Source organism: Paenibacillus eucommiae (assembly GCF_017874215.1).
Taxonomy (GTDB): Bacteria; Bacillota; Bacilli; order Paenibacillales; family NBRC-103111; genus Paenibacillus_AI; species Paenibacillus_AI eucommiae.
Genome location: NZ_JAGGLB010000064.1, coordinates 1 through 20,423, shown reverse-complemented (window position 1 = coordinate 20,423; position 20,423 = coordinate 1). Strand labels below are relative to the sequence as shown.

14 protein-coding genes and 2 pseudogenes are annotated in these 20,423 nt (G+C 45.8%); 14 read left to right on the top strand and 2 right to left on the bottom strand.

Translation table 11 applies throughout. From position 1 onward, the window contains the following. The 7 genes and pseudogenes from J2Z66_RS43265 to J2Z66_RS41790 all read left to right on the top strand — a co-directional run. A pseudogene (locus tag J2Z66_RS43265) lies at positions 1–158 on the top strand (carbohydrate ABC transporter permease); the annotation flags it as partial. Positions 159–614: 456 nt separating this feature from the next. Next, positions 615–1,327, top strand: a pseudogene (locus J2Z66_RS44265) (winged helix-turn-helix domain-containing protein). A 44-nt stretch (positions 1,328–1,371) separates the two neighbouring features. Then, positions 1,372–2,949, top strand: coding sequence for an extracellular solute-binding protein (locus J2Z66_RS41810; RefSeq protein WP_209979935.1), 1,578 nt, complete (start codon positions 1,372–1,374; stop codon positions 2,947–2,949). 83 nt (positions 2,950–3,032) lie between these two features. Further along, positions 3,033–4,004, top strand: coding sequence for an ABC transporter permease (locus tag J2Z66_RS41805; RefSeq protein ID WP_312895048.1), 972 nt, complete (start codon positions 3,033–3,035; stop codon positions 4,002–4,004). After that, a complete protein-coding gene (locus J2Z66_RS41800) occupies positions 4,004–4,882 on the top strand; it encodes a carbohydrate ABC transporter permease (protein ID WP_209979929.1) in 879 nt (292 codons plus the stop codon). The genes J2Z66_RS41805 and J2Z66_RS41800 overlap by 1 nt, the downstream gene beginning before the upstream one ends. A 107-nt stretch (positions 4,883–4,989) precedes the next feature. Then, positions 4,990–6,426 carry a hypothetical protein gene (locus J2Z66_RS41795; RefSeq protein WP_209979927.1) on the top strand — a complete coding sequence of 479 codons (1,437 nt, stop codon included), beginning with the start codon at positions 4,990–4,992 and terminating at the stop codon, positions 6,424–6,426. A gap of 131 nt (positions 6,427–6,557) precedes the next feature. Further along, positions 6,558–7,658 carry an acyl-CoA dehydrogenase family protein gene (locus J2Z66_RS41790; RefSeq protein ID WP_245376242.1) on the top strand — a complete coding sequence of 367 codons (1,101 nt, stop codon included), beginning with the start codon at positions 6,558–6,560 and terminating at the stop codon, positions 7,656–7,658. 14 nt (positions 7,659–7,672) lie between these two features. Here the strand turns inward: J2Z66_RS41790 and J2Z66_RS41785 are convergent, their stop codons facing one another. Both J2Z66_RS41785 and J2Z66_RS41780 read right to left on the bottom strand, forming a co-directional pair. Beyond that, positions 7,673–8,719 (bottom strand): YncE family protein, encoded by a 1,047-nt coding sequence (locus J2Z66_RS41785; protein ID WP_209979925.1) that lies wholly within the window; start codon positions 8,717–8,719, stop codon positions 7,673–7,675. Positions 8,720–8,875: 156 nt separating this feature from the next. Beyond that, positions 8,876–10,096 carry an MFS transporter gene (locus J2Z66_RS41780; protein WP_209979923.1) on the bottom strand — a complete coding sequence of 407 codons (1,221 nt, stop codon included), beginning with the start codon at positions 10,094–10,096 and terminating at the stop codon, positions 8,876–8,878. 322 nt (positions 10,097–10,418) lie between these two features. Between J2Z66_RS41780 and hprK the strand changes: the two genes are divergently transcribed. From hprK to J2Z66_RS41750, 7 genes are all read left to right on the top strand, one after another. Continuing rightward, positions 10,419–11,327, top strand: a complete 909-nt coding sequence (gene hprK / locus J2Z66_RS41775; protein WP_209979921.1) for an HPr(Ser) kinase/phosphatase — start codon at positions 10,419–10,421, stop codon at positions 11,325–11,327. A gap of 57 nt (positions 11,328–11,384) precedes the next feature. Then, positions 11,385–11,516, top strand: a complete 132-nt coding sequence (locus J2Z66_RS43680; protein WP_281068954.1) for a hypothetical protein — start codon at positions 11,385–11,387, stop codon at positions 11,514–11,516. A 923-nt stretch (positions 11,517–12,439) separates the two neighbouring features. Next, positions 12,440–13,324 (top strand): YitT family protein, encoded by an 885-nt coding sequence (locus J2Z66_RS41770; RefSeq protein WP_209979919.1) that lies wholly within the window; start codon positions 12,440–12,442, stop codon positions 13,322–13,324. Between the two features lie 268 nt (positions 13,325–13,592). Further along, positions 13,593–15,806, top strand: coding sequence for an EAL domain-containing protein (locus J2Z66_RS41765; protein ID WP_245376241.1), 2,214 nt, complete (start codon positions 13,593–13,595; stop codon positions 15,804–15,806). Positions 15,807–15,912: 106 nt separating this feature from the next. After that, positions 15,913–17,391, top strand: a complete 1,479-nt coding sequence (locus J2Z66_RS41760) for a PDZ domain-containing protein (protein WP_209979917.1) — start codon at positions 15,913–15,915, stop codon at positions 17,389–17,391. Between the two features lie 150 nt (positions 17,392–17,541). Continuing rightward, complete coding sequence (locus J2Z66_RS41755; protein ID WP_209979915.1) at positions 17,542–18,621, top strand: SGNH/GDSL hydrolase family protein; 1,080 nt, start codon at positions 17,542–17,544, stop codon at positions 18,619–18,621. A gap of 13 nt (positions 18,622–18,634) precedes the next feature. Beyond that, the gene (locus tag J2Z66_RS41750) at positions 18,635–20,059 is read left to right on the top strand and encodes an MBOAT family O-acyltransferase (protein ID WP_209979913.1); all 1,425 of its coding nucleotides are present in this window, start codon (positions 18,635–18,637) and stop codon (positions 20,057–20,059) included. The last annotated feature ends 364 nt before the right edge of the window (positions 20,060–20,423 follow it).

Sequence of the window (20,423 nt, the reverse complement as noted above, 5' to 3'; positions counted from 1 at the left end):
CGCTTGCGCAGCGGGAGGCGGAATTGGGACCGTCGATTTTCGACGAACCTCTCAAGATGGCAACTTCTTTTCTGATCGTCCTTCCGCCTCTTGTCTTGTACACGTTTACGCAGCGTTGGTTCGTTGAAGGCATTGAGCGTACGGGTTTGGTGGAGTAGTTCTATATTGTTTTGCGAGTGACGAAGCTCTTATTCAACGCATAAGGACCTCTATTTCCGCTAGTAAAGCGGGAATAGAGGTTTGGCGGTACATGCTTTAGGGATTTCATTTTTATATGCAGGCTCCATCTTTTCACGGTCTTTTCTATCTTTTTTTAACGCTATTGACAATTGTGTGATTGAAAGTGCGGAGCATTCCCTTCATTATAAATATCGTGGAATACTTGGTCAGCAAGCAGGTAGAGGAAAAGGAAAGAGAAGGAAAGTGAAAAAAGAAGGAAGTGGAGTAAGCAGAAAAGTTTTTTACTACAGGTAAATCTATATAGACGGCACTAAAGGTTTTTGGGGAAATATGTCTAACTCTTAAGGTAACCAAAACCATTGCCTAGGAAGCGTTATTCAATGAACAAAACACTCTGAGAAGACAACCAAAATCCCAAAATCCAAGCGATAAAGATGGCTATGAAAGAAACAAAAAATAAACGAATGCTCGAAAGTTATCAAGCGATTTTACTTCATTTGCATGGAGTAACGTACGATCAAATATCCATCCATCATTATTGGTCGTTCGAGCGTTACAGTTGGTAACTACGTGAAAGCATATCGTATAAATGGTCTGAAAGGTTTGGAGCTTGGCGAGTCTCCAGGTCGCCCCTCTTTTCTGACGGAGGAGCAGGAAGATCAAGTACGAAAGCTACTTGTGGACCGTAGGCCTTCCGATGTTGGATTTCCATCCGAGATGAATCGGACGGCTCCTTTACTTCAAGATTGGATTCAACGTGAGTTTAACGTAACGTATTCCGAGCGCGGTACCCGTAAACTTCTGCGCCTCCTTGGGTTCAGCTTTACAAAACCGACCTATACTCTTGCTCTCGCTGATTCTGAAAAACAGGAACAATTCAAGCAAGCTTTCGAGACGGTAAAAAAAATTGATTCAGCGCGAAATTGATCGATTAAAGCAACATGCGGATCGCCTACAACTGATGTTCCTCCCTTCTTATAGTCCGCAGTCAATTCAATTGAAGGACTATGGGGATGGTTAAAGAAATCTGTGATACACAATGTTTTTACTATACCGTTGCAGAAATTCGCACAGCTGTCCGAAACTTTATTCAAGAATTAACACAACGCCAATGAACACTGTAGATAGGCTTTGCATTCAACTATGAATCTTTAGTGCCGTCTATATAAATTGAAAGTGGAGGTGTCTTCTATGAAGTATACGTGGGATAAGAAGGTTATGTGGAAAAAAAGCTTGATCGGATTCATGGTCTGTATATTGTTTGTATCGATTGCCGCCTGCAGTGCCAAAACGAATGAACCGAAGTCAAGCGAGCCTCCAGCAAGCTCGCCTTCGTCAACTGGGGAAGCAGGCACGGGAGGCGAAAAGCAGACTCCCGTGAAGCTGGTGGCGATCAATCCGTATGCGAGCTTCGAACGTAAGACGGAAGTGGAAAAGCATGTGCATGACATCATTCAAAACAAAACCGGAGTAGATTTGAATATCGTGTTCAGCCCGACAGCTGCCGATTACACTCAAAAGACGAATTTAATGCTGTCCTCCGGCGATCAATTGGATATTATCCCAAGTATTGGCATGGATCAGGCCATTGAATTGTATAAGAACGGGGCTATCATTCCTTTGGACGATCTTATTGACCAGTACGGAACAAATTTGAAGGCGAACTTCACGCCTGAGGTTTGGTCAGAGGTTACCGCTGACGGCAAGATTATCGGAATCCCTAGTCTTGCGACCAATACAACGGGAAATGTGCTGCAGATCCGTACAGACTGGCTGAAGGAGCTTAATCTGGAGAAGCCTGTTACCATTGAGGACTTTGAGAAGGTGCTAGAAGCTTTTAAGCAAAATAAAAAAGATGCCTATCCTCTGATAGGGGTTTTCAATTTCCAAAATCTATTAAACGGTTTTGCTCCTTATTTTCTCCCGCAAGCGTTCGAATGGTGGCAGGATGAACAAGGGCAGCTACTGCCTCCGGAGCTTCATCCTGGCTACAAGGATTTAATGGCTAAAATGATTGAATGGAATAAAAAAGGTTATATTTGGCCCGAAATGATCTTGTCTACGCCGACAAAGCAGATTGAACTGATTGCTCAAAATAAAGTCGGTGCAGTGAGCGGCTGGTATTCCTCAACGATTGCTGGTGCCACCGAGGTTCTGATCAAAACCATTCCGGAAGCCAATTATGACCCCATAATTTTACAGGGGAATGGCATTAATAAAATACCGGAAGCGCCTGAAGTTCAATCAATAACCGTTATTACCAAGAAGAGCAAAAATCCTGATTCGGCAGTGAAATTTTTGGATTATCACGCGAGTAGGGAAGGATACGCTTTGACTTACGTTGGAATTGAGGGTGAGTCCTATACAAAGCTGACGGATGGTACCTTGGAGTATATTGGTGAAGACAAATATGATGCTAACAAAGCAAGCTATTATGCCCTGTACTGGATGTTCCAAATGGATTGGGACGATTTCCCTATTTGGCCGATGTCCTCTTGGATGGATCGCAAGTACTCGGAAATGAAGAAGAAAACACAAGTCCTTCCTAGCTTTAAAGCCATTGATCAGAAGGTGAGATATGATAGATCGCAATGGAAATCTTTTGCGAAGCTGACGGATCTGGAAACTTTCCTGGATGAGCAAAAGATTAAAGTGTTTGCAGGTGAACTGCCGTTGAGCGACTGGGATAAAATTATGCAGCAGTGGTTGGATATTGGCGGCAAGCAAATGATCGAGGACCGCAATGCCCAGTTCAAAACACCGCAGTAATAAGCTATAGAAGCCGCCCCATTGCCTCAAATGCTTCAAACAGCTGAGGGGCGGCTTCATATCCCAAATGAGGTGAGTTTCTTGTGCAAAGTAAGAGGATGATAGCCATAGCGGGTCAGCTTTCGCCTAAATCAAGGAAGAAGGGCTTCTTCAGCAATATTAGCAGGTACAAGTTTCTTTATGTGCTTATACTTCCAGGTCTGCTTTATTTTATCATTTTTCATTACATTCCTATGTATGGTGTAGTGATTGCTTTCCAGGATTTCAAGCCCTTCGGTGGTCTTGAAGCGATGGTGCTGAACCCTGAGTGGGTGGGGGTGAAGCATTTTCAAGAGTTTTTTGGCTCTTATTATTTTGGACGATTGCTTGAAAATACGCTGTTGATCAGCTTTTATAAGCTGTTGTTCGGTTTTCCGCTGCCGATTATTCTCGCTCTGATGTTGAATGAAGTGGTGCGTGCCAGATTCAAAAAAATCGTGCAAACCATCTCCTATTTACCCCATTTTCTATCCTGGGTCATTATTTCCGGTATGGTGATCGCGTTACTGTCGCCAACCGCGGGGCCTATTAATATGATTATTACTGCTCTCGGTGGCAAGCCTACTGCATTCATGGGAGAACCCGGGTACTTTCGTAGTGTTGTGGTGGCCAGCGACGTCTGGGCTAGCGTGGGATGGGGGAGCATTGTTTATCTGGCTGCTCTTGCAGGTATCAATCCCGCCCTTTACGAGAGCGCTAGAATAGATGGGGCTAACCGCTTTCGCCAAATGCTGCATATTAGTCTGCCGGGTATATCCAATATCATTTCGATCTTGTTTGTGTTATCGGCAGGCAATATTCTGAACGCTGGCTTTGAACAGGTTCTGCTGCTCTACTCGCCAAGCGTATACAGCTCTGGTGATATTATAGATACTTATGTGTACAGAGAAGGTTTGTTAAAGAACAATTTCTCTTACGCTGCTGCGATTGGCATGTTCAAAAATGTGATTGGCCTGCTGTTTCTGATCGTCTCCAATTATGTGGTCAAACGAATGGGCAGAGAAGGAGTCTGGTGATGAAGAGGAGAATCAATGGGTTTAACCTGATTAATGGAACATTGCTGAGCTTGATGTCTTTATTGTTCATCATCCCTTTTATTTTCTTGATCAATCAATCGTTCATGTCTAATGAAGCAATACTGAAATATGGTTATACGTTGTTTCCTCGGGAAATAGCTTTGTATTCCTATAAGTATTTGTTGGTTGAGAACGTTTTTATTTATAAAGGTTTGGCTATCAGTGTTCTTGTTACTTTGGTTGGAACTTTCTTCTGTCTTTTATTTACATGCACCATGGCCTATGGGCTTTCCAAAAAATATTTGCCCTACCGTAGCGTCCTTACCATGGCTGTGTTAATTACGATGTTTTTCAGCGGCGGACTGATTCCCTCTTATTTGCTCGTGACTAACATCGGGCTGAGAGACTCGCTGTGGGCGCTGATTCTTCCTGCGTTAATCAGTCCGTGGTATATGTTTCTGATGCGTAATTTTTTTATGGATATTCCTCAGGAGGTGGAGGAGTCGGCGCAGATGGACGGGGCTAACGAGATCGGGATTTTGATCAAAATTATTGTTCCAATGTCCCTCCCTTCCATGGCGACGATTGGCCTATTCTATGCAGTGGGGCACTGGAATAGCTGGTTTTCTGCAGCCATATATCTCAGTACACAGGATAAGTGGCCCTTGCAGCTCATTCTAAGAGGCATGCTGGCCAATCTGGATTTGGCGGCGCTGGGGAAGAATCCAGCGATGGCCTTCGAATGGATGAAAAATATGCCCAAGGAGGGGGTGAAGGCCGCTGCTACGCTTTTGACCGCACTGCCGATCGTATGTGTGTACCCTTTTATCCAGAAGTATTTTGTTAAAGGAATGCTGGTGGGGTCTGTGAAAGGATAAGCGAAAAGGAATAAACAGAAGAGGAACTTTGTGCATTGAAGGGCTTCAAGGATCCCCATAGGATTAGGGAAGAAATACAAAATATTCATAACAAGGGAGAAATGAAGATGTCAAATGTTATCGATATTGGAAGCCGACGTGAATTGTTCTGGGACGACTATCTGATAAACAATGAAGAAACGACTGCTGTACCAAAACTTCATAAGCTTCAGGCCAAAGAAGTAGTAATAGATCACAATGAGCCATGGGAGGGGGACGGCTGTGATTTCCACTGCATCGTGAAGGAGGATGGATTCTACCGCATGTACTATCTCGGATGGGAAACGCTAAAGCCGGACATGACCATGCTTCCGCGGCCGATTGTCGTTTGCTACGCCGAGAGTAAGGACGGTAAACACTGGATCAAGCCGAAGCTGGGGATCTGTGATTTTGAAGGCTCCAAGGAAAATAATATTATCATGGATCATCACACAGCCACATTTGATAATTTCTCGGTGTTTAAAGACACGAATCCTGATTGTCCCAAGGAGGAGCTTTATAAAGGCATAGGCATTGATGGCTTTGGAAATGACCACTATCTCTGGTGTTTTACAAGTCCCGACGGGATCCATTTTAAAAAAGCATGGAGCATGACCAATCAAGGCAAATTCGATACCCTTAACGTTGCCTTTTGGGATACATATACGAACCAGTATGTTTGCTATATTCGTGACTTCCACGACATACCTGGCGATGATTTGAATGCTGGTATCCGGGATATTCGCCGCATGGTGTCCACGGACTTCAAAAGCTGGAGTACTCCAGTTCGGCTTGATTTTGGCGAAGGTGAGGATTATCCGCTTTATACGAATGTAGTTCAGCCCTATTACCGTGCGGAGCATATGCTTGTCGGCTTCCCTTCCCGTTATGTGGAAAAGCAAGCCTGGACCCCAAACTTCGATCAGCTCTCCGGTGCAGAAAGACGCAAGCAGCGGATGAAGTCGCACCCGCGGATAGGCCTTACGATTACTGACTGCCTCTTTATGTCATCACGCGACGGTGAGAAATGGAAGCGCTGGGATGAAGCGTTTATGACGCCAGATCTGGAGCAGGAGTACAACTGGGTATATGGCGATTGTTATCCGGCGCTTGGTATGATTGAGACCGAGAATGATCTGCCGTACACTCCGAACGAGCTCTCGATGTACACCTATGATTATCACTGGTCTATGATGCCCGCTAAGCTGCGACGCTACACCATAAGAATAGACGGCTTTGTATCTTACAATGCCACATATAAACCATGCAAATTAGTAACTAAGCCGTTTCAGTTTGAGGGCAGTAAGTTATCCATAAACTTCGCAACTTCAGCTGCTGGCTTTGTAAAGATCAAGCTTATTGGCAAAGCAAAGATGCTGAACTCTGTCGAGCTTTTCGGTGATAGCCTTGATAGAACGGTGATTTTCGAGGATGGCGCTGTCGCGTCTTTATCCGGTCAGCCGATAATAATGGAAATAACGATGAGCGATGCCCATATGTATGCTTTCAAATTTGAGATGGAATAGTGAGGTGAAGCATTAGGTAAATCCAGACGAACGATGCAAGGTTCTAAGCCCCTATGGTACAATAGGGGCTTAGCTTATATACTAGCATTTTAGCGTCTTATTTAATGTTCATGAGGAGCAGGGTGATACAATTGACGATATTTCATGATGAAATCAAAAAGCTGGTTAGAGAGTATTCCTTAAATATGGATCATTCGGGGGCTTTTGCACCGGAGATTTTGGAGTTTATTTATGAGACTAAGCTGTTCAAGTTGTTTGTTCCGACGGAGCTTGACGGTCTTGGGACAGACCTTCCTGAGGCGCTGCGTATATTCGAAGAAGCTTCACAGATAGATGGGAGCTTTGGCTGGCTGATTACGATTGGATCAGGAGGAGGCTTTTTTTCAGCAACCTTGCCTCCACCGGAGGCGAAGGAGCTGTTCACGAACCGGAAAGCGGTCATTGCCGGCAGTGGTCACCCAACGGGAACGGCAAAGCCGGTGCCTGGAGGGTATCAAGTGAGCGGAAGCTGGAAGTACTGCAGCGGATCGACCTATGCCAGCTTTTTCACAGCAAATTGCTGGATTGAAAGCGGGACAGAAGAGCAAGGAGAAGGGGCGGAGCGGGAGATGAGGTCCTTCGTCTTCATGCCTGAGCAGGTCGAGATTATCAAGGATTGGAAGGCATTCGGGTTAAAAGCGACCGAAAGTCATACTATCGCGGTATCCAACATTTTCGTCCCGCAGGAGCGTACCTTCAGCATTACAAGCGAGCCGCATTATGACGACCCTGTTTTCTTTTATCCTTTTCTCCAGTTTGCTCAAACCTCGTTTGCTGCTGTATGTATAGGCATTTGCCGGCACTTTCTGGAGGAAGCCCGGGAATTTGCGCTTGAACGTAAGGAAGCATGGGAGCAAGGAAACAACAAGCGGTTTTCGGTAGTGATGGGCACGATTGAGCAGCAGGAAAAAGCGCTCCACCATGCGGCGGAGCACTTTTATGAAGCGGCGGATGCATCGTGGACGGACTTTGCTCTGCACCGTCAGCTTACGCTGCAGGATGAACAGCGTGTAAGCCATTGCAGCCAGGAGGCAGCGCGAATTGCTCTGGCCTGCGCACACACGGTGTTTCCCTTGCTGGGCATGTCCGTGCTTATGGAGGACAGCCTGCTGAATCGGATATGGCGTGATCTGCATACAGTTACACAGCATACGGTTCTTGTTCCGCTGGAGCTTAAAGCAGCTGAAGCTTGAATGATGTCTCTTTTTTAGCCAGATATGACAGATACTGTATTGCTAACCTGATTGACTATATAAACGCGGTTTTTTCTGATACTAACGAAACCGGCGGCAGTGCCCAGGCCAACTCTTAAGTTTGTGACCACTTTATTGGTGCTGCCGTTAATAATGGAAACTCTGCTGGGAGATGAACCTCCGCCGGAAGTCGCCGCATACATGCGGTTAAGCTGTGGATTTACCAATACTAATCTGGGTGAAATCCCGTTGGAGATTTGAGTAATCACCTTATTCGTTCGCCCGTTAATGACGTTAACATGGTTGCTGTCTTCATCTGGTGCGTAGATCCGGTTGGTAACGGAGTTAATTCCGATAGTTCCCACATCTCCAAGATGAGTAACGGTTGCTATTACTCTATTAAATCGCCCGTTAATGACAGCGATACTGCCATTGCCGCCATTTGTTACCGCATAAATCCGGTTGGTTTTTATATTAATTGCGATGCTTGAAGGTTCTGAACCGATTTTGATTGTAGAAATGACCTTGTTGGTACTTCCATTCAAAACTGATAGTGTGTTTGCCCCAGTATTTAATACATAAATCCGGTTGGTACAGGAGTTGACTGCAAGGGTGTAGGGGAATGCCACGAAGGTTAGCTGTTTTCCTACCCTAGTAGTAGCAATAACTTTGTTGGTAATTCCGTCGATGACAGAAACAGTGCTTCGGACCGAGTTCACAACATAAATACGGTTCGTTACTAAGTTAACGGCAATGGAGGTAGGAGCTTGGCCTACCCTGATATTTGCTATGACTCGGTTGTTCAAACCATTAATGACGGATATTTTGCCGCTCGTGCATGCTAAGTATACCCGGTTGGTAAGAGGATTGACTGCGGCGGTTACAGGTCCCCGGGCTACTCTTACGGTAGCGATGACTTTGTTTATATTGCTGTTAATGACGGAGACGGTATTGCTTCCGTTGTTGGGCACGTACAGACGATTCGTTAAGCGGTTAAAAGCGATGTCAGTTGGATTATTTCCAACTTTAATCGTAGCAATAACTCTAGCAGCGCTAATCATGATCCCCTCCTGATAGCATATTTAAGATACAATATGCCAGCATTAGAGGGGAGGATTGGGTAGAAGAAAGCTTGTTAAAAAAAGAGGCCAATAAAAAAAAGACGAGCTGTTCCCCCGCTGCACGGGTCTCGGAACACGCTCATCTTTTTTTTACACCTATAATTTGGCTTCAATGCCAGCCTTGTCTCCAGCGGGAACCGAAGAAGGACCTGCCATCGCGAGTGTTGCACGTTTTTGAAAGTAAAGGATGCTTACAACGATCAGCATCGTCAGCGCCAGGAGCAGCCAAAAGGAAACCCCGCGGAATTCCTTAATCGGAATTACTAACAGCAGCATCGCACAGCGGGAGACGGCGAGCAAGTTTTCACGCCATACCAATATATGAGTTTGCTGCAACGCTGAAAATTCGCTGATCATCCGGAAGTGTAAAGCGTTCCAGGATGCGCTGAAGTAGAACAAGCCTACAGTTGTTAAAATGTTCGACAGCACGAGCAGTGGCGAAACCGGATACAGCGTAAGTAGAAAACCTAGGCAAATAAGAGCGATAGCAATGTTTAACCATGTCGTTTCCGACTTATTGTACCTTCGATATATATATAGCGCGGCAAACGTAGAAACCGTATACAGCGTATTCAATAAGGCAATGACCAGCTTATCGAGGCTTATTGAGAAAGTAAAGAGCAGAGCGAACAAGCCTTGAAATTGAAGAAAGAAGCCTGCGGCCAAGCACGATGGAATTAACCATTTGCTAGCCTCGGTAAAAAATACTTTGCGCCACCGAAAGATGTCCGTAACAGATTCGCCAGCGAGCATTTTGCCCTTTAAAGAAATTTTGGGTACAAAAAATGATACGATAAACATCAGTGTGACCAGAACCAGCATGAGTGTGAAGGAGCCGGAGTAGCCGAACAGACGAATAACCTGAGCTGACATGAGGGGGACTGTCATATTCAGTACTTGTCCGATAAAGCCGGCCGCGGCAAAATACTGGCTGAACTCTTTGCCCTTGCCATTAAGGGATAGCGTAATATTTTGTGCAATCGCGTAAAAGCCCCACATCATACCGACCGGCAAACCAATAATCGTAATCCAGAGAAAGCGATTATCGAGATGCAAATAGGAAAGCATGAGAAAGGCTGATCCGGCGGAAATAGCGGACAATCCGAATACGAAGCGGATGGACATCCGGGCAAGTATTTTGGCACCCGCAGTGAAGGAAACACCCCAGGCCAGGAAGAGCACGAAATTAAACCAGGCTACATCACTAATCAGGCGCTGCTGCTCCCAGATGTATAAGTTCACAAAAATCCCAATATAAATAAAAATGATCATAGTAGTCGCATTCATGATCAACAGCCGACGAAATGAGGAGGGCAACCCATAACCTTCTTTCCCAAATCAAAGTGTAATTCGTTTCTAACAATCGGGTGTCGAAGTCCGTCTTCGATGCCCTGAAATGACGGTCTTGGCTGTGCCCACCCTACCACCCCAATCTTGTTAAGTAAGAGTTCCCTCACCCATTATAGGACTTCATAAGAGATTCGACAATGAAAGTTTGATATTCTGTCAAAAGGTCTCCAAATGTAGGGAAATAGTTCATATAAATGAACTCATGGATTGAAGGGAACGCGCCTGTAGTGTAGAATTATAGAAGAAATCATTCATAATCTGAGAAATCAAAGAGGGGAGTCAATCGAAGATGAAGACTGTTACGGTACAAGAGCTAGTAGATCGCTTCTCCTTAGAGGTGCTTGCCGGAAACATGCAAACGGATCGAACGATTTCCAAACCGTGGGTGCATCGTCCCGGACTTGAATTTGTCGGATACTTTGATTTTTTTTCACATGCACATGTCCAGGTGTTAGGAAAAAAAGAGATCACTTATTTGCATACGCTTACTGAAGAAGAACGCATGCTCCGCATCGGTAATGTCGTTCGTTACCATCCGCCCTGCTTCATTGTGACCGGTAACCAAGAGGGGCTTAAATATTTGACGCAATATTGTGATCAAGAAGGCATTCCATTACTTCGAACCCCGCTGGCTACGTCGAAATTTATGTCGCTGGTAGATAATTTTCTGGCTAAATTATTAGCTCCCGAAATAACGATCCATGGTGTTTGTGTCAACGTATCGGGAATTGGCATCATACTCCGCGGTAAATCAGGCGTGGGCAAAAGCGAAACCGCTCACAGTCTTATCCGCAGAGGACATAGGCTGGTAGCGGACGATAGTGTGGTTCTTAAGAAGCTCAGCTCAGAAACGATACTGGGAACTCATGATGGAAAAACGAGGGAATTCCTTGCGCTTAGAAGTATCGGACTCATTAATGTTTCCCGGCTTTATGGTAGAGGAGCCTTTCAAGACGAGACGCGAATTGTTCTTGACATTGAGCTTACGAAATGGGAAGAACATGCTTTAAATAATGATCTGGAATTGGAACCGAAATTCACCGAGTATATGGACATTCGTATTCCGCATATTGAAATTCAGCTGCAGCCGGGAAGAGATGTTGCAGGCCTTATTGAAGCCGCAGCAAATAACTGGTATCTGCGACAGCAAGGGTACAGCGCAGCCGAAGAATTCATGAAACGATTGCAGGATAGTTAAATTAAGCCGCAAGAACCCCCGACCCAGACCCATTTTGCTGGAAGGGGGTTTTTGTTTTTGCGTGTACTCCACTTAACGATGTTTTTCATCGTTAAAACAAGTGTTCCAGGTCAAACCGTCACGTTAATGATGATTTTCATCGCTAAAAGAGGACATATGGCCTCACTGGGTGGTAAGAAGGGACTTTAACGATGTTTTTCATCGTTAAAGTAAGGATGAGGAGAGGACTTGGTGCTTTTAACGATGAAAAACATCGTAAAAGCAGCAGATCCTGCTCAACTGCTCACACTGGCGCGGGGAGGCGGTCGTTCTTCTTCCCCCGCGCCTCTGCTCTTGGGGAAATCTCCTCCAATCAAGAGAAAACCCTTGCTGGCTGTCGGTTTGAGCTTGGTGTGTTCATTTGATTCGTGTGATTCGTGTGATTCATGCGATGTAGCTAGAGAGAGGGAATGGCTGTGGGCGGAAGAGCGGGAGCGTCCGCCTTTAAAGATTTGTTCCTACCCCCTCATCCATTCCATTCAAGGGAACAAATCTTTAACAGCGGCTGGAGTCCACAGCCATTCCCTCCGCAACGCACCCAAGTCACGAACACACACATCAAAGGACGCCGCAAAGGCGTTTTCCTTATTAAATTTACCACTTTCGAGGTTTGAGGTAAGCCATAAACTGTGTTATCCTTTTTGTATAGGGAGAAAAACTGCGGGGAGGTGAGAGCAACATGACCTATCATAAACATTCGCTAGTGCGCTTGGTGTTTTTTGTAGGGCTAATATTGTCAATTGCCTTTGTGACGCCTATTCCAGCTTCTGAAATGCACGTGCCAGAGCTCACTCAGGAAAGTTCCCTTAGCACGATGGAAAGCAAAGCAAGGAACGCTTCTGGAATCAAGCTGAGCAACTTCTCTAAACAGCCTGCTCCTCTTCCGTATGCCCTAAGTATATTTCTTCTGCTACTTTTGATCATACAACGCCTGTTTACTTCGCGTCTTCAATTCGCTCCATTTATCTCTCGCTTGCTGAAATCTCTACTGTTATCCCCCATTAAATTCACATCCTTTTTTGTGCAAAGAAATTCCAATACCTTCTGTTCATTGATCGTTATTTAATCTCTAATTGATTGAAAGAGATCTCCCAGAAGGAGGGATAGCCATACATGATTACAGGGTTGTATCCATAGGTAAATGGGTAGCAAAGCTATCCTATGTAATAATAGGAGCTATTCTTGCATCTATTGGCTTAGAGTTATTTCTAGTTCCCCATCGGATTATTATTGGGGGAGTTACGGGCATTTCCGCGCTCCTCGCCCATTTTACGGAAATGAGACTCGGTTTATTTCTCTTTTTATTCCACCTGCCTTTCATTTTTCTCTCCTACAGGCAGATTAGCAGAGAGTTTGCTTTCATGATTGTACTCAGCTTGTTTATTTTTTCAATGAGTGCCATTCTGCTTCACACCGTCCCGGCATTTATTGAGAACACAGCACTTTCCGCTATTTGTGGCGGGATTACGCTAGGGCTGGGCATTGGTCTGGTCGTTAGATATGGCGGCTCCTTGGACGCGAGTGAGAATGCTGTGCGGCGGATCAAACCAATGACTAAGCTATCTGCGCCTAATGTAATTATGGTCCTTAATTTCTCTGTATTGCTGGGCGCGGGCATCGTATTCGGCTGGGATCAGGCGATGTACTCTACGATTGCTTATTTACTGGCCTTTGAAATGGTTAAATTAACGATCGAGGGCTTCTCCATGCATAGAACGGTGTGGATTGTAAGCAAACGCTGTGAAGACATTGAGGAGATGCTGCGAATTCGTTTTAACCTGGAAATCACGTTTCTTCAGACGGATGACCATCCAGGTCGGGATTTGGAAAAAGTGATGGTGTGCAAGGTACATCGGCTTGAGGAAGGCAGAGTAAAAGCGATAGTAAAAAGTATGGATCCTGATTCAGCTATCGCGGTAGATGAGGCCGCTCTGCAGAGAAGGCAATCCTTCAATTAGAAGGAAGCAAGCAGAGCCGGAGAATGCGTCTTACCTGGATTCACCTTGAATGCCTACGAAGCGGCCGAGGTGAATCTTTTTTGTTGGAAAGGGAATGTATGTTTGGAAGGAAGTGAGGGCAGTTTGGCGAATTTTCAGGTATTAAGGAATATTTTGTAGAAATAGCTTGGGGACGTCGAGCAGGCATCCATCTTCATAAGTTGAAAGAGGGCTGCAGAATGGAAAAAAATGAGAATGTGTGGAAGTATGTTAGGGAGTGGAACTTATATTGCCGAGAAGCCAAAATGGATCCAAGGAGGTTCCCAATCCGGAGAAAAGGATGACACCGCAGGAGCTTGAAGATAAGAGGAGGGACTATGAAGAGATACTTTCCGTTGTACAGTTCTTTGGTTTGAAAATGCTGGCTTCCTTGGCGGAAACCCCGATGCTGCTTTCTGTTTCCGATGAAGAGGGTTTTCTGATCCTGATGATGGGGGACGATCCTACTATGCAGGCAGCGGGTGAGGCAGGTTTTGAAACGGGCATCCAATTTACTGAAGCAACGATGGGGACGAATATTGTCAATCTCTCTCTAAAGCATAACAAGCAATCTGTTCAACTCATTGGGACCGATCATTATCACGAATACTTGCATCAAAGTGCATGCTACGCCCTTGCTTTTCGTGATACGGATAGTGAGGTTTTGCTCGGCAGCATTATTATTACAACGCATATTCAATTCCAGAACGCTTTTATAAATACAATGCTCTCTACTTTGGTTGATTCCATCGAGAGGGAGCTGCTGCTCCGTAAGCAAAATCACAGGCTGAATATTATGAAGCAGATTATCCTGGAGCATACCAGCAATGCTATTATTATTACCGATAAAAATGGGATCATTATTGATTTCAATCATATCGCCGAAGCTTTAATGGGTTTGCCTAAAGAGGAAGTGTGGGGGCGGCTGGTGTTTGGCATGGAGCCTTTTGGGTCTTGCTTTCGTGATGTGATTTTATATGAGAAAAAATGTGAAAATGTTGAAATCAGCTTTGAGCAAAAAGACCGCGCAGCACCTTCTCTTTGTCTGTTCGACGTGTATCCGATCTATGATGAATATCGGCAGCTGATGGGAGCATTCGGGCAATTCAGGAACATTACGGATCTGTTTGATACGGAAGAAGGCTACAACTATCTAACTCATTATGATGATTTAACGAAAATTCCAAACCGGCGTTATTATAAAAGTAAGCTGATTGAGCTGTTGAATCAAGCCCACCATGATCAGGCACCGCTGCAAATTGCGATCCTGTACCTGGATCTGGACCGTTTTAAGCAAATTAACGATATACTCGGCCACTCCAATGGAGATTTACTGCTCAGGCAAGTGGCACACAGATTAACAACCTGCCTGGAGCTCGGAGACATGGTAGCCCGTATGGGAGGCGATGAATTCGTATTCATTCTTCCCGGCATCATCGATGAGCAGCAGGTCGTGAAGCGGGTTGAACAGGTGCTGGATCTTTTCCGGCAGCCCTTCGTGATGAATGGCTACGAGTTTCATATAACGGCAAGCATCGGTATTTCTCTTTATCCGAACGATGCACTGGATACCGAAATGCTGATGGTGCATGCCGATACCGCTATGTATAAAGCCAAGCATCAGGGGAAAAATCAATTTGTCATCTATGCTGCGGATATGCAGTCAAGGCCGCATGAGAAGATGAAGCTCGAGACTTCCTTCCGCAAGGCGCTGGAGAATGGAGAGTTTATTCTTCATTATCAGCCCCAGGTAGATATCAAAACAGGAGAAATCAAAGGGGTAGAAGCTTTGGTCCGCTGGCAGCATCCGGAGAGAGGACTTGTCTATCCATCAGAATTCATTCCTCTGGCTGAGGAAACGGGATTAATCATGGCTTTGGATGAATGGGTGCTGAATCGGGCGTGCGAACAAAACAAGCGCTGGCAGGATCTTGGCCTGCCTCCGCTGCGTGTTGCGGTGAATTTGTCCTCACAGCAATTTTCCAGAAAGCATCTCGTTGAAACTGTGAAAAAGACTTTGTCCTTAACAGGTCTGGAACCCCGGTATCTGGAATTGGAAATTACTGAAACGATGACCATGGATGTAGAGCACACGATCCCTACCCTGAGCCAGCTTCATGATATTGGCGTACAAATTAGTATCGACGATTTCGGGACGGGCTACAGCTCCCTGAACTATTTGAAGAAATTTTCTATAGACCGGCTGAAGATTGATCGTTCCTTTGTAAGGGATATTACCGCTAACTCTCACGATTCTGATATTGTTGGCACGATTATTGCAATGGCCCATCATCTAGGCTTGGAGGTTACTGCCGAGGGCGTTGAGGAGAAGGATCAGCTGAGATTTTTGCAGTATCAGAAATGCAACGAGGTGCAGGGGTATTATTTTAGCAAACCGATTCCAGCTGAGGAAATCGAGAGCCATTTTCAGGAGCTGCAGGAGCTTGTTAAGAAAAAATATTGAAAATTTCTGAAAAAATTAGGAAATATTAAAGTAAATTTAAAGAAGTATTGAATATCAAGAATTAGTATATATCAGTAAGTATGTATCATACATAAGAAAAGCCTGAATGGAAGAAGGGGAAGTTGTGGAGCGGACGCAGCGGTATTATATATGGGGGATGGCTGCGGCCATTTGTATTTTTATTCTGGGGGAGCTGGCTTGGCTGCCCGATCCGCTGCGTATCGGCAGCTGGTTCTGGATCGATGATATCAATCTGGTCGTATACTTGATCGTGGCAGTTCCGTTGCTCTGGCTGACAGGAGCGGTGAAAGGTATCGCTGCAGCCCGTAAACGTCGCGCAGCTGCCAGTTCCAGCCCGGAGGCAATGGAGGCCGCACAAGGTGGCCTCAACGGCTCTCGTGGCCTCGGCGTATCCGACAGCCCCCGCAGGAATCGCCTGGAGCTGCTGCTTAAGCTGCTGATTTGTGTCCTTGCAAGCTCTTTTATCGTCATCTTCATCATGCAGCCACATGCACTTATTATACCAGCTGCGCTGCTAGCCCTGACTTGGCTGCTTGTCTGCGTAGACATCGCGCTCGCAGAACACAGAATGCGGCAGCGGCGTATGCCCTGGAGAGCTGTGACGACGCTCATAGTATCTCTGGCTTTGCTCGCGGGCTTATTCTGGCCTACCTCCTACATGGTTACCTATCCAGGCCTGACCATGAATATGAACCGTTACGCGGCTGTGGAAGGTGGTGCCAAGCGTGGGGACATTATGGGCGTGCTTGTCTTCGAACGGCCTGCCTTTCCTGCAGACTGGCTCTATGCCCGCTTGTTTCCGCATTACGCCTTTGAGCCTCGTGAGTCTTTGGGTATGACACTCGGGGAGTACGATACTTTGGTACGCGAGCTGAAAGTAGACGCGAATGAAGTCGGCAGTGCTGTTGCGTTCCGCGAAGCGGGCGTAGGCAGCGGGGTAACGCTGCACGGAGCCAGAGTGCTGCAGGTTATGCCAGACAGCCCGGCGACAGGACAGCTGCAGGCTGGTGACGTCGTTATACAATTGGATGGCAGCCCTGTTTCATCAGTGGCAGAGCTGATAGACCGGATGAAATCCGTTCAGCCGGGGGCTGAGGTGTCGCTAGTTGTACAGAGGGATGCTGAGCAGGTAGCGATGACAGTGAAAACCAAAGCCCGGGATGATGATCCGAAGAGTGCTGTTTTAAGCATTCAGATCCAGGACGAGGTCAAGCTTGACTTGCCCCGCAAGGTAGCTTTCCGACCCTACTTTGCCCATGAAGGCGGGCCTTCGCATGGAGCGGCCCTGGCGCTTACCCTCGTAGATCAGCTGACGCCTGGCGGTGTGACGAACGGGCATCGTGTTGCTGTAACCGGAACGATCAACGGGGATGGTTCTGTTGGAAAGATCGGTGGAATCGAGCAGAAAGCTTACACCGTTGAGCGTGCAGGGGCAGACGTATTCTTCGTACCTGCAGGCCAGGAGGCGGAAGCGAAACAAGGCTCGCAGAAGCTGCTTATTGTGCCTGTAGCAACGCTTAGCGATATTCTGAAGTGGCTGAAGGAGCATCCGAGGCAAGCTTGAAGTATGGGAGAAATCCATGTATCATAAATAAGGCATGTTTTTTGATCATCAAGTAATTATCATGATTATCTAAGGATCATCTAAGGATTATCTAACGATCATCTAACGATCATCCCAATTTACGGAAAGTCCGAAATATGGAGGAAAATTGTGAGAACGATTATATACACGATTATTAGTCTAGTAGTCTTGAATTTTGTCTTTCCATATTTCATACCGTTCGACACTGTCTATCATAACCGGCTGGAGTACAAATACGGTCAGTATAATATCCAGAACATTGATGTAGCTTTAAAGAAAATCAAGGCTGAGATCCGCCGCGAGAAGCTCACTAACTATGGAATTATTCTAGGAGATTCAGTCATCTATGGAAGTCCCGGCAGCTCTGACCATGTGGTTAACGCCTATATGGAAGAGGAAGCCAGACGCTTGACGGGAGATCCCAAGTATCGCATTTTTAATTTATCTTATCCTGCTAATCAGAATGGTGATATTTACGTGATGCTGCTTAAGCTGGACAAGCTCGGCATTTCAACAGACAATCTGATCATTAATACCCGCTATGCCAACTTTGTGCCGCGTAACCCCGGGCCGAGGGCTGTCTTCTGGCTGTACGATGATCTTCGTAAGCTGGAACGCAGCAGCTATGATAAGGTGCTGCCGCAGCTTATGCAAGATTATGTGAAGCCGCCAGTTACTATGTACGAAAAAACAAAACATTGGCTGAAGCAGGACGTCATGCCGATCCTGACTCCGTATGCTAACCGGGACTTTTTCCGCAAGCTGATGGGGGATACAGGCCTGAGGCTGTTAAATAAGCCGATACCAAGCGATGCCTTGGCAGACAGCCTGCCCTACTTTGAAAAGCCCAACCTGCAGGAATATGTAACCAGAGATGAAATTAAAAAAGCTTACACGGACACCCCATTTGATATGACGTCCAACAGCTTTGATATTTATTTTATGGACAAGATCATTGATCACCAAAAAAATAAAAAAACGCTAATTGTTTTGACCGGAGCGAATCAGACTTTGTTGAAGGACTATATCGACAAGCCAGGCTATAAAGCCAATATGGAAAGTTTGAATCAGTATTTTCAGTCTAAGCCCGTACAGTACGTGAATTTGGAAGGAGTCATTTCCGATTCCCTGTTCACAGATCACACCCATATGATGCCGGAAGGATATCGTGAATTGGCCGGAATCCTGCTGCAAAATTATCCGAAATGACGGAGGAACCCGAATGCTCTTCCATACGCCTGAGTTTTTTCTTTTATTAATTGTTACGTTAATGCTGTTCTATACATTCCCTAAGTGGCGCCTCTACATTATCGCTTTGGCCAACATGCTTTTTTACGGTGTAAGCGGATGGGGCTTCCTGGTTCTGTTCCTGGCGGTAACTACGCTGACTTACTATGGTTCTCTTTTGCTGCAGGGGCGCTACGGAAAAATCTTTTTGTGGCTGATCGTCGGCGTTAACCTGTGCAATTTGTTTTTCTTCAAGTATTCCGTGTTTTTCATGCAGAACCTGGGGAAAATGCTGGATATGCAGCTTGTAACGGAGAATTCCTTCTGGTTAACGATTGTACTCCCTATTGGTATTTCCTTCTATACGTTCGAATTTATTTCTTATTCGGTAGATGTATATAAGAAGAAGATTAAGCCGGCTCAATCCTGGATTGACTTTTGGATATTTGTTGCCTTTTTTGCCCACCTGGTAGCGGGACCTATTATGCGGGGGAACGAATTTTTGCCGCAGGTAGAGCAGATTCGGTCACTGAAGCCCAAGATATATAATTTTAAAATGGGTGCATTCTTCCTGATGCTGGGCTTGTTCAAAAAAATTATGCTGGCCGATTACCTCGCGGAAGCAGTCAATAAGTATTTTGCCCATCCTGAGCTGCTGACGGGGAGTCAGGCATGGGTGGTTACCTATTTATTCGCCTTTCAAATCTATTACGATTTCTCCGCCTATAGCGATATGGCGATTGGGATCGGATATTTCTTCGGTCTGGAGCTTCCGAGAAACTTTCTGACACCATACTTAAGTGCTAATGCAACCGAGTTTTGGCGCAGATGGCATATTACCTTGTCGAGCTGGATTCGCGATTACATCTACATCGGTTTAGGCGGCTCGCGCCGTGGAATTCCGAGGAAATATTTCAACTTGTTTCTGGCTATGACCTTGTCCGGAATTTGGCACGGAGCTCTGTGGACCTTTGCTATTTGGGGCATGTTTCACGGGGCGCTGCTCATCCTTCACAATCTGTATATGAGTATGAAGCAGAAGCTTAAGCTTACGTGGCTGGACAAATCATTCATTTACCGCGTTATTGCGGTCATTGTGTTTTTCCATTTAACCTGCATTGGCTGGGTATTTTTCCGGATTCATGATCTGCAGGGCTCGCTGGAGCTGCTCCGCCGCATGCTCTCACCAGATGCGCTGGCGATGCCGGTAGGGATGAAGATTTATGCCATTGCTGTTCTTGGCTTGTTCGTCTTCCATATCCTGGAGCACTATCTGTTGACGCATTCCGTGAAAATCTCGGCCTTCTGGCACAAGTATTTCCCTTCTCCGGTAAGAGCGGTGGCATACGCAGTATTAATTGTGCTGGTGCTGCTGTTTATGAAGGAAGAAGAAACCGGGTTTATATACTTCCAGTTCTAATTACAACAGCAAAAAGGGGCGGATATGCATCCGCTCCTTTTTGCTGTTTTCTATTTCATGAACTTATTAAGTATAAGTTTTTTGGGTGATGCCTGGAGTGAAAAATTCCCGAATACACAGTGTAGCTTTACAGTGGGAAAGTGGGCGGTGTGTCTCTTCATCCTGCGAGGGAGTCAGAAAGGAAGCTCAGATTATCCTATCGCCACTATCCCTCTCCCTCAGGAAAGCAACTTCTACTGGCAGTCCGTTATCCGTTTGATCGTGGTAGCAGCAGCCCACCCTCGCTGAAATGAGCGTGTACTCCACTTAACGATGTTTTTCATCGTTAAAGTAAGTGTTCCAGGTCAATCCGTCACGTTAACGA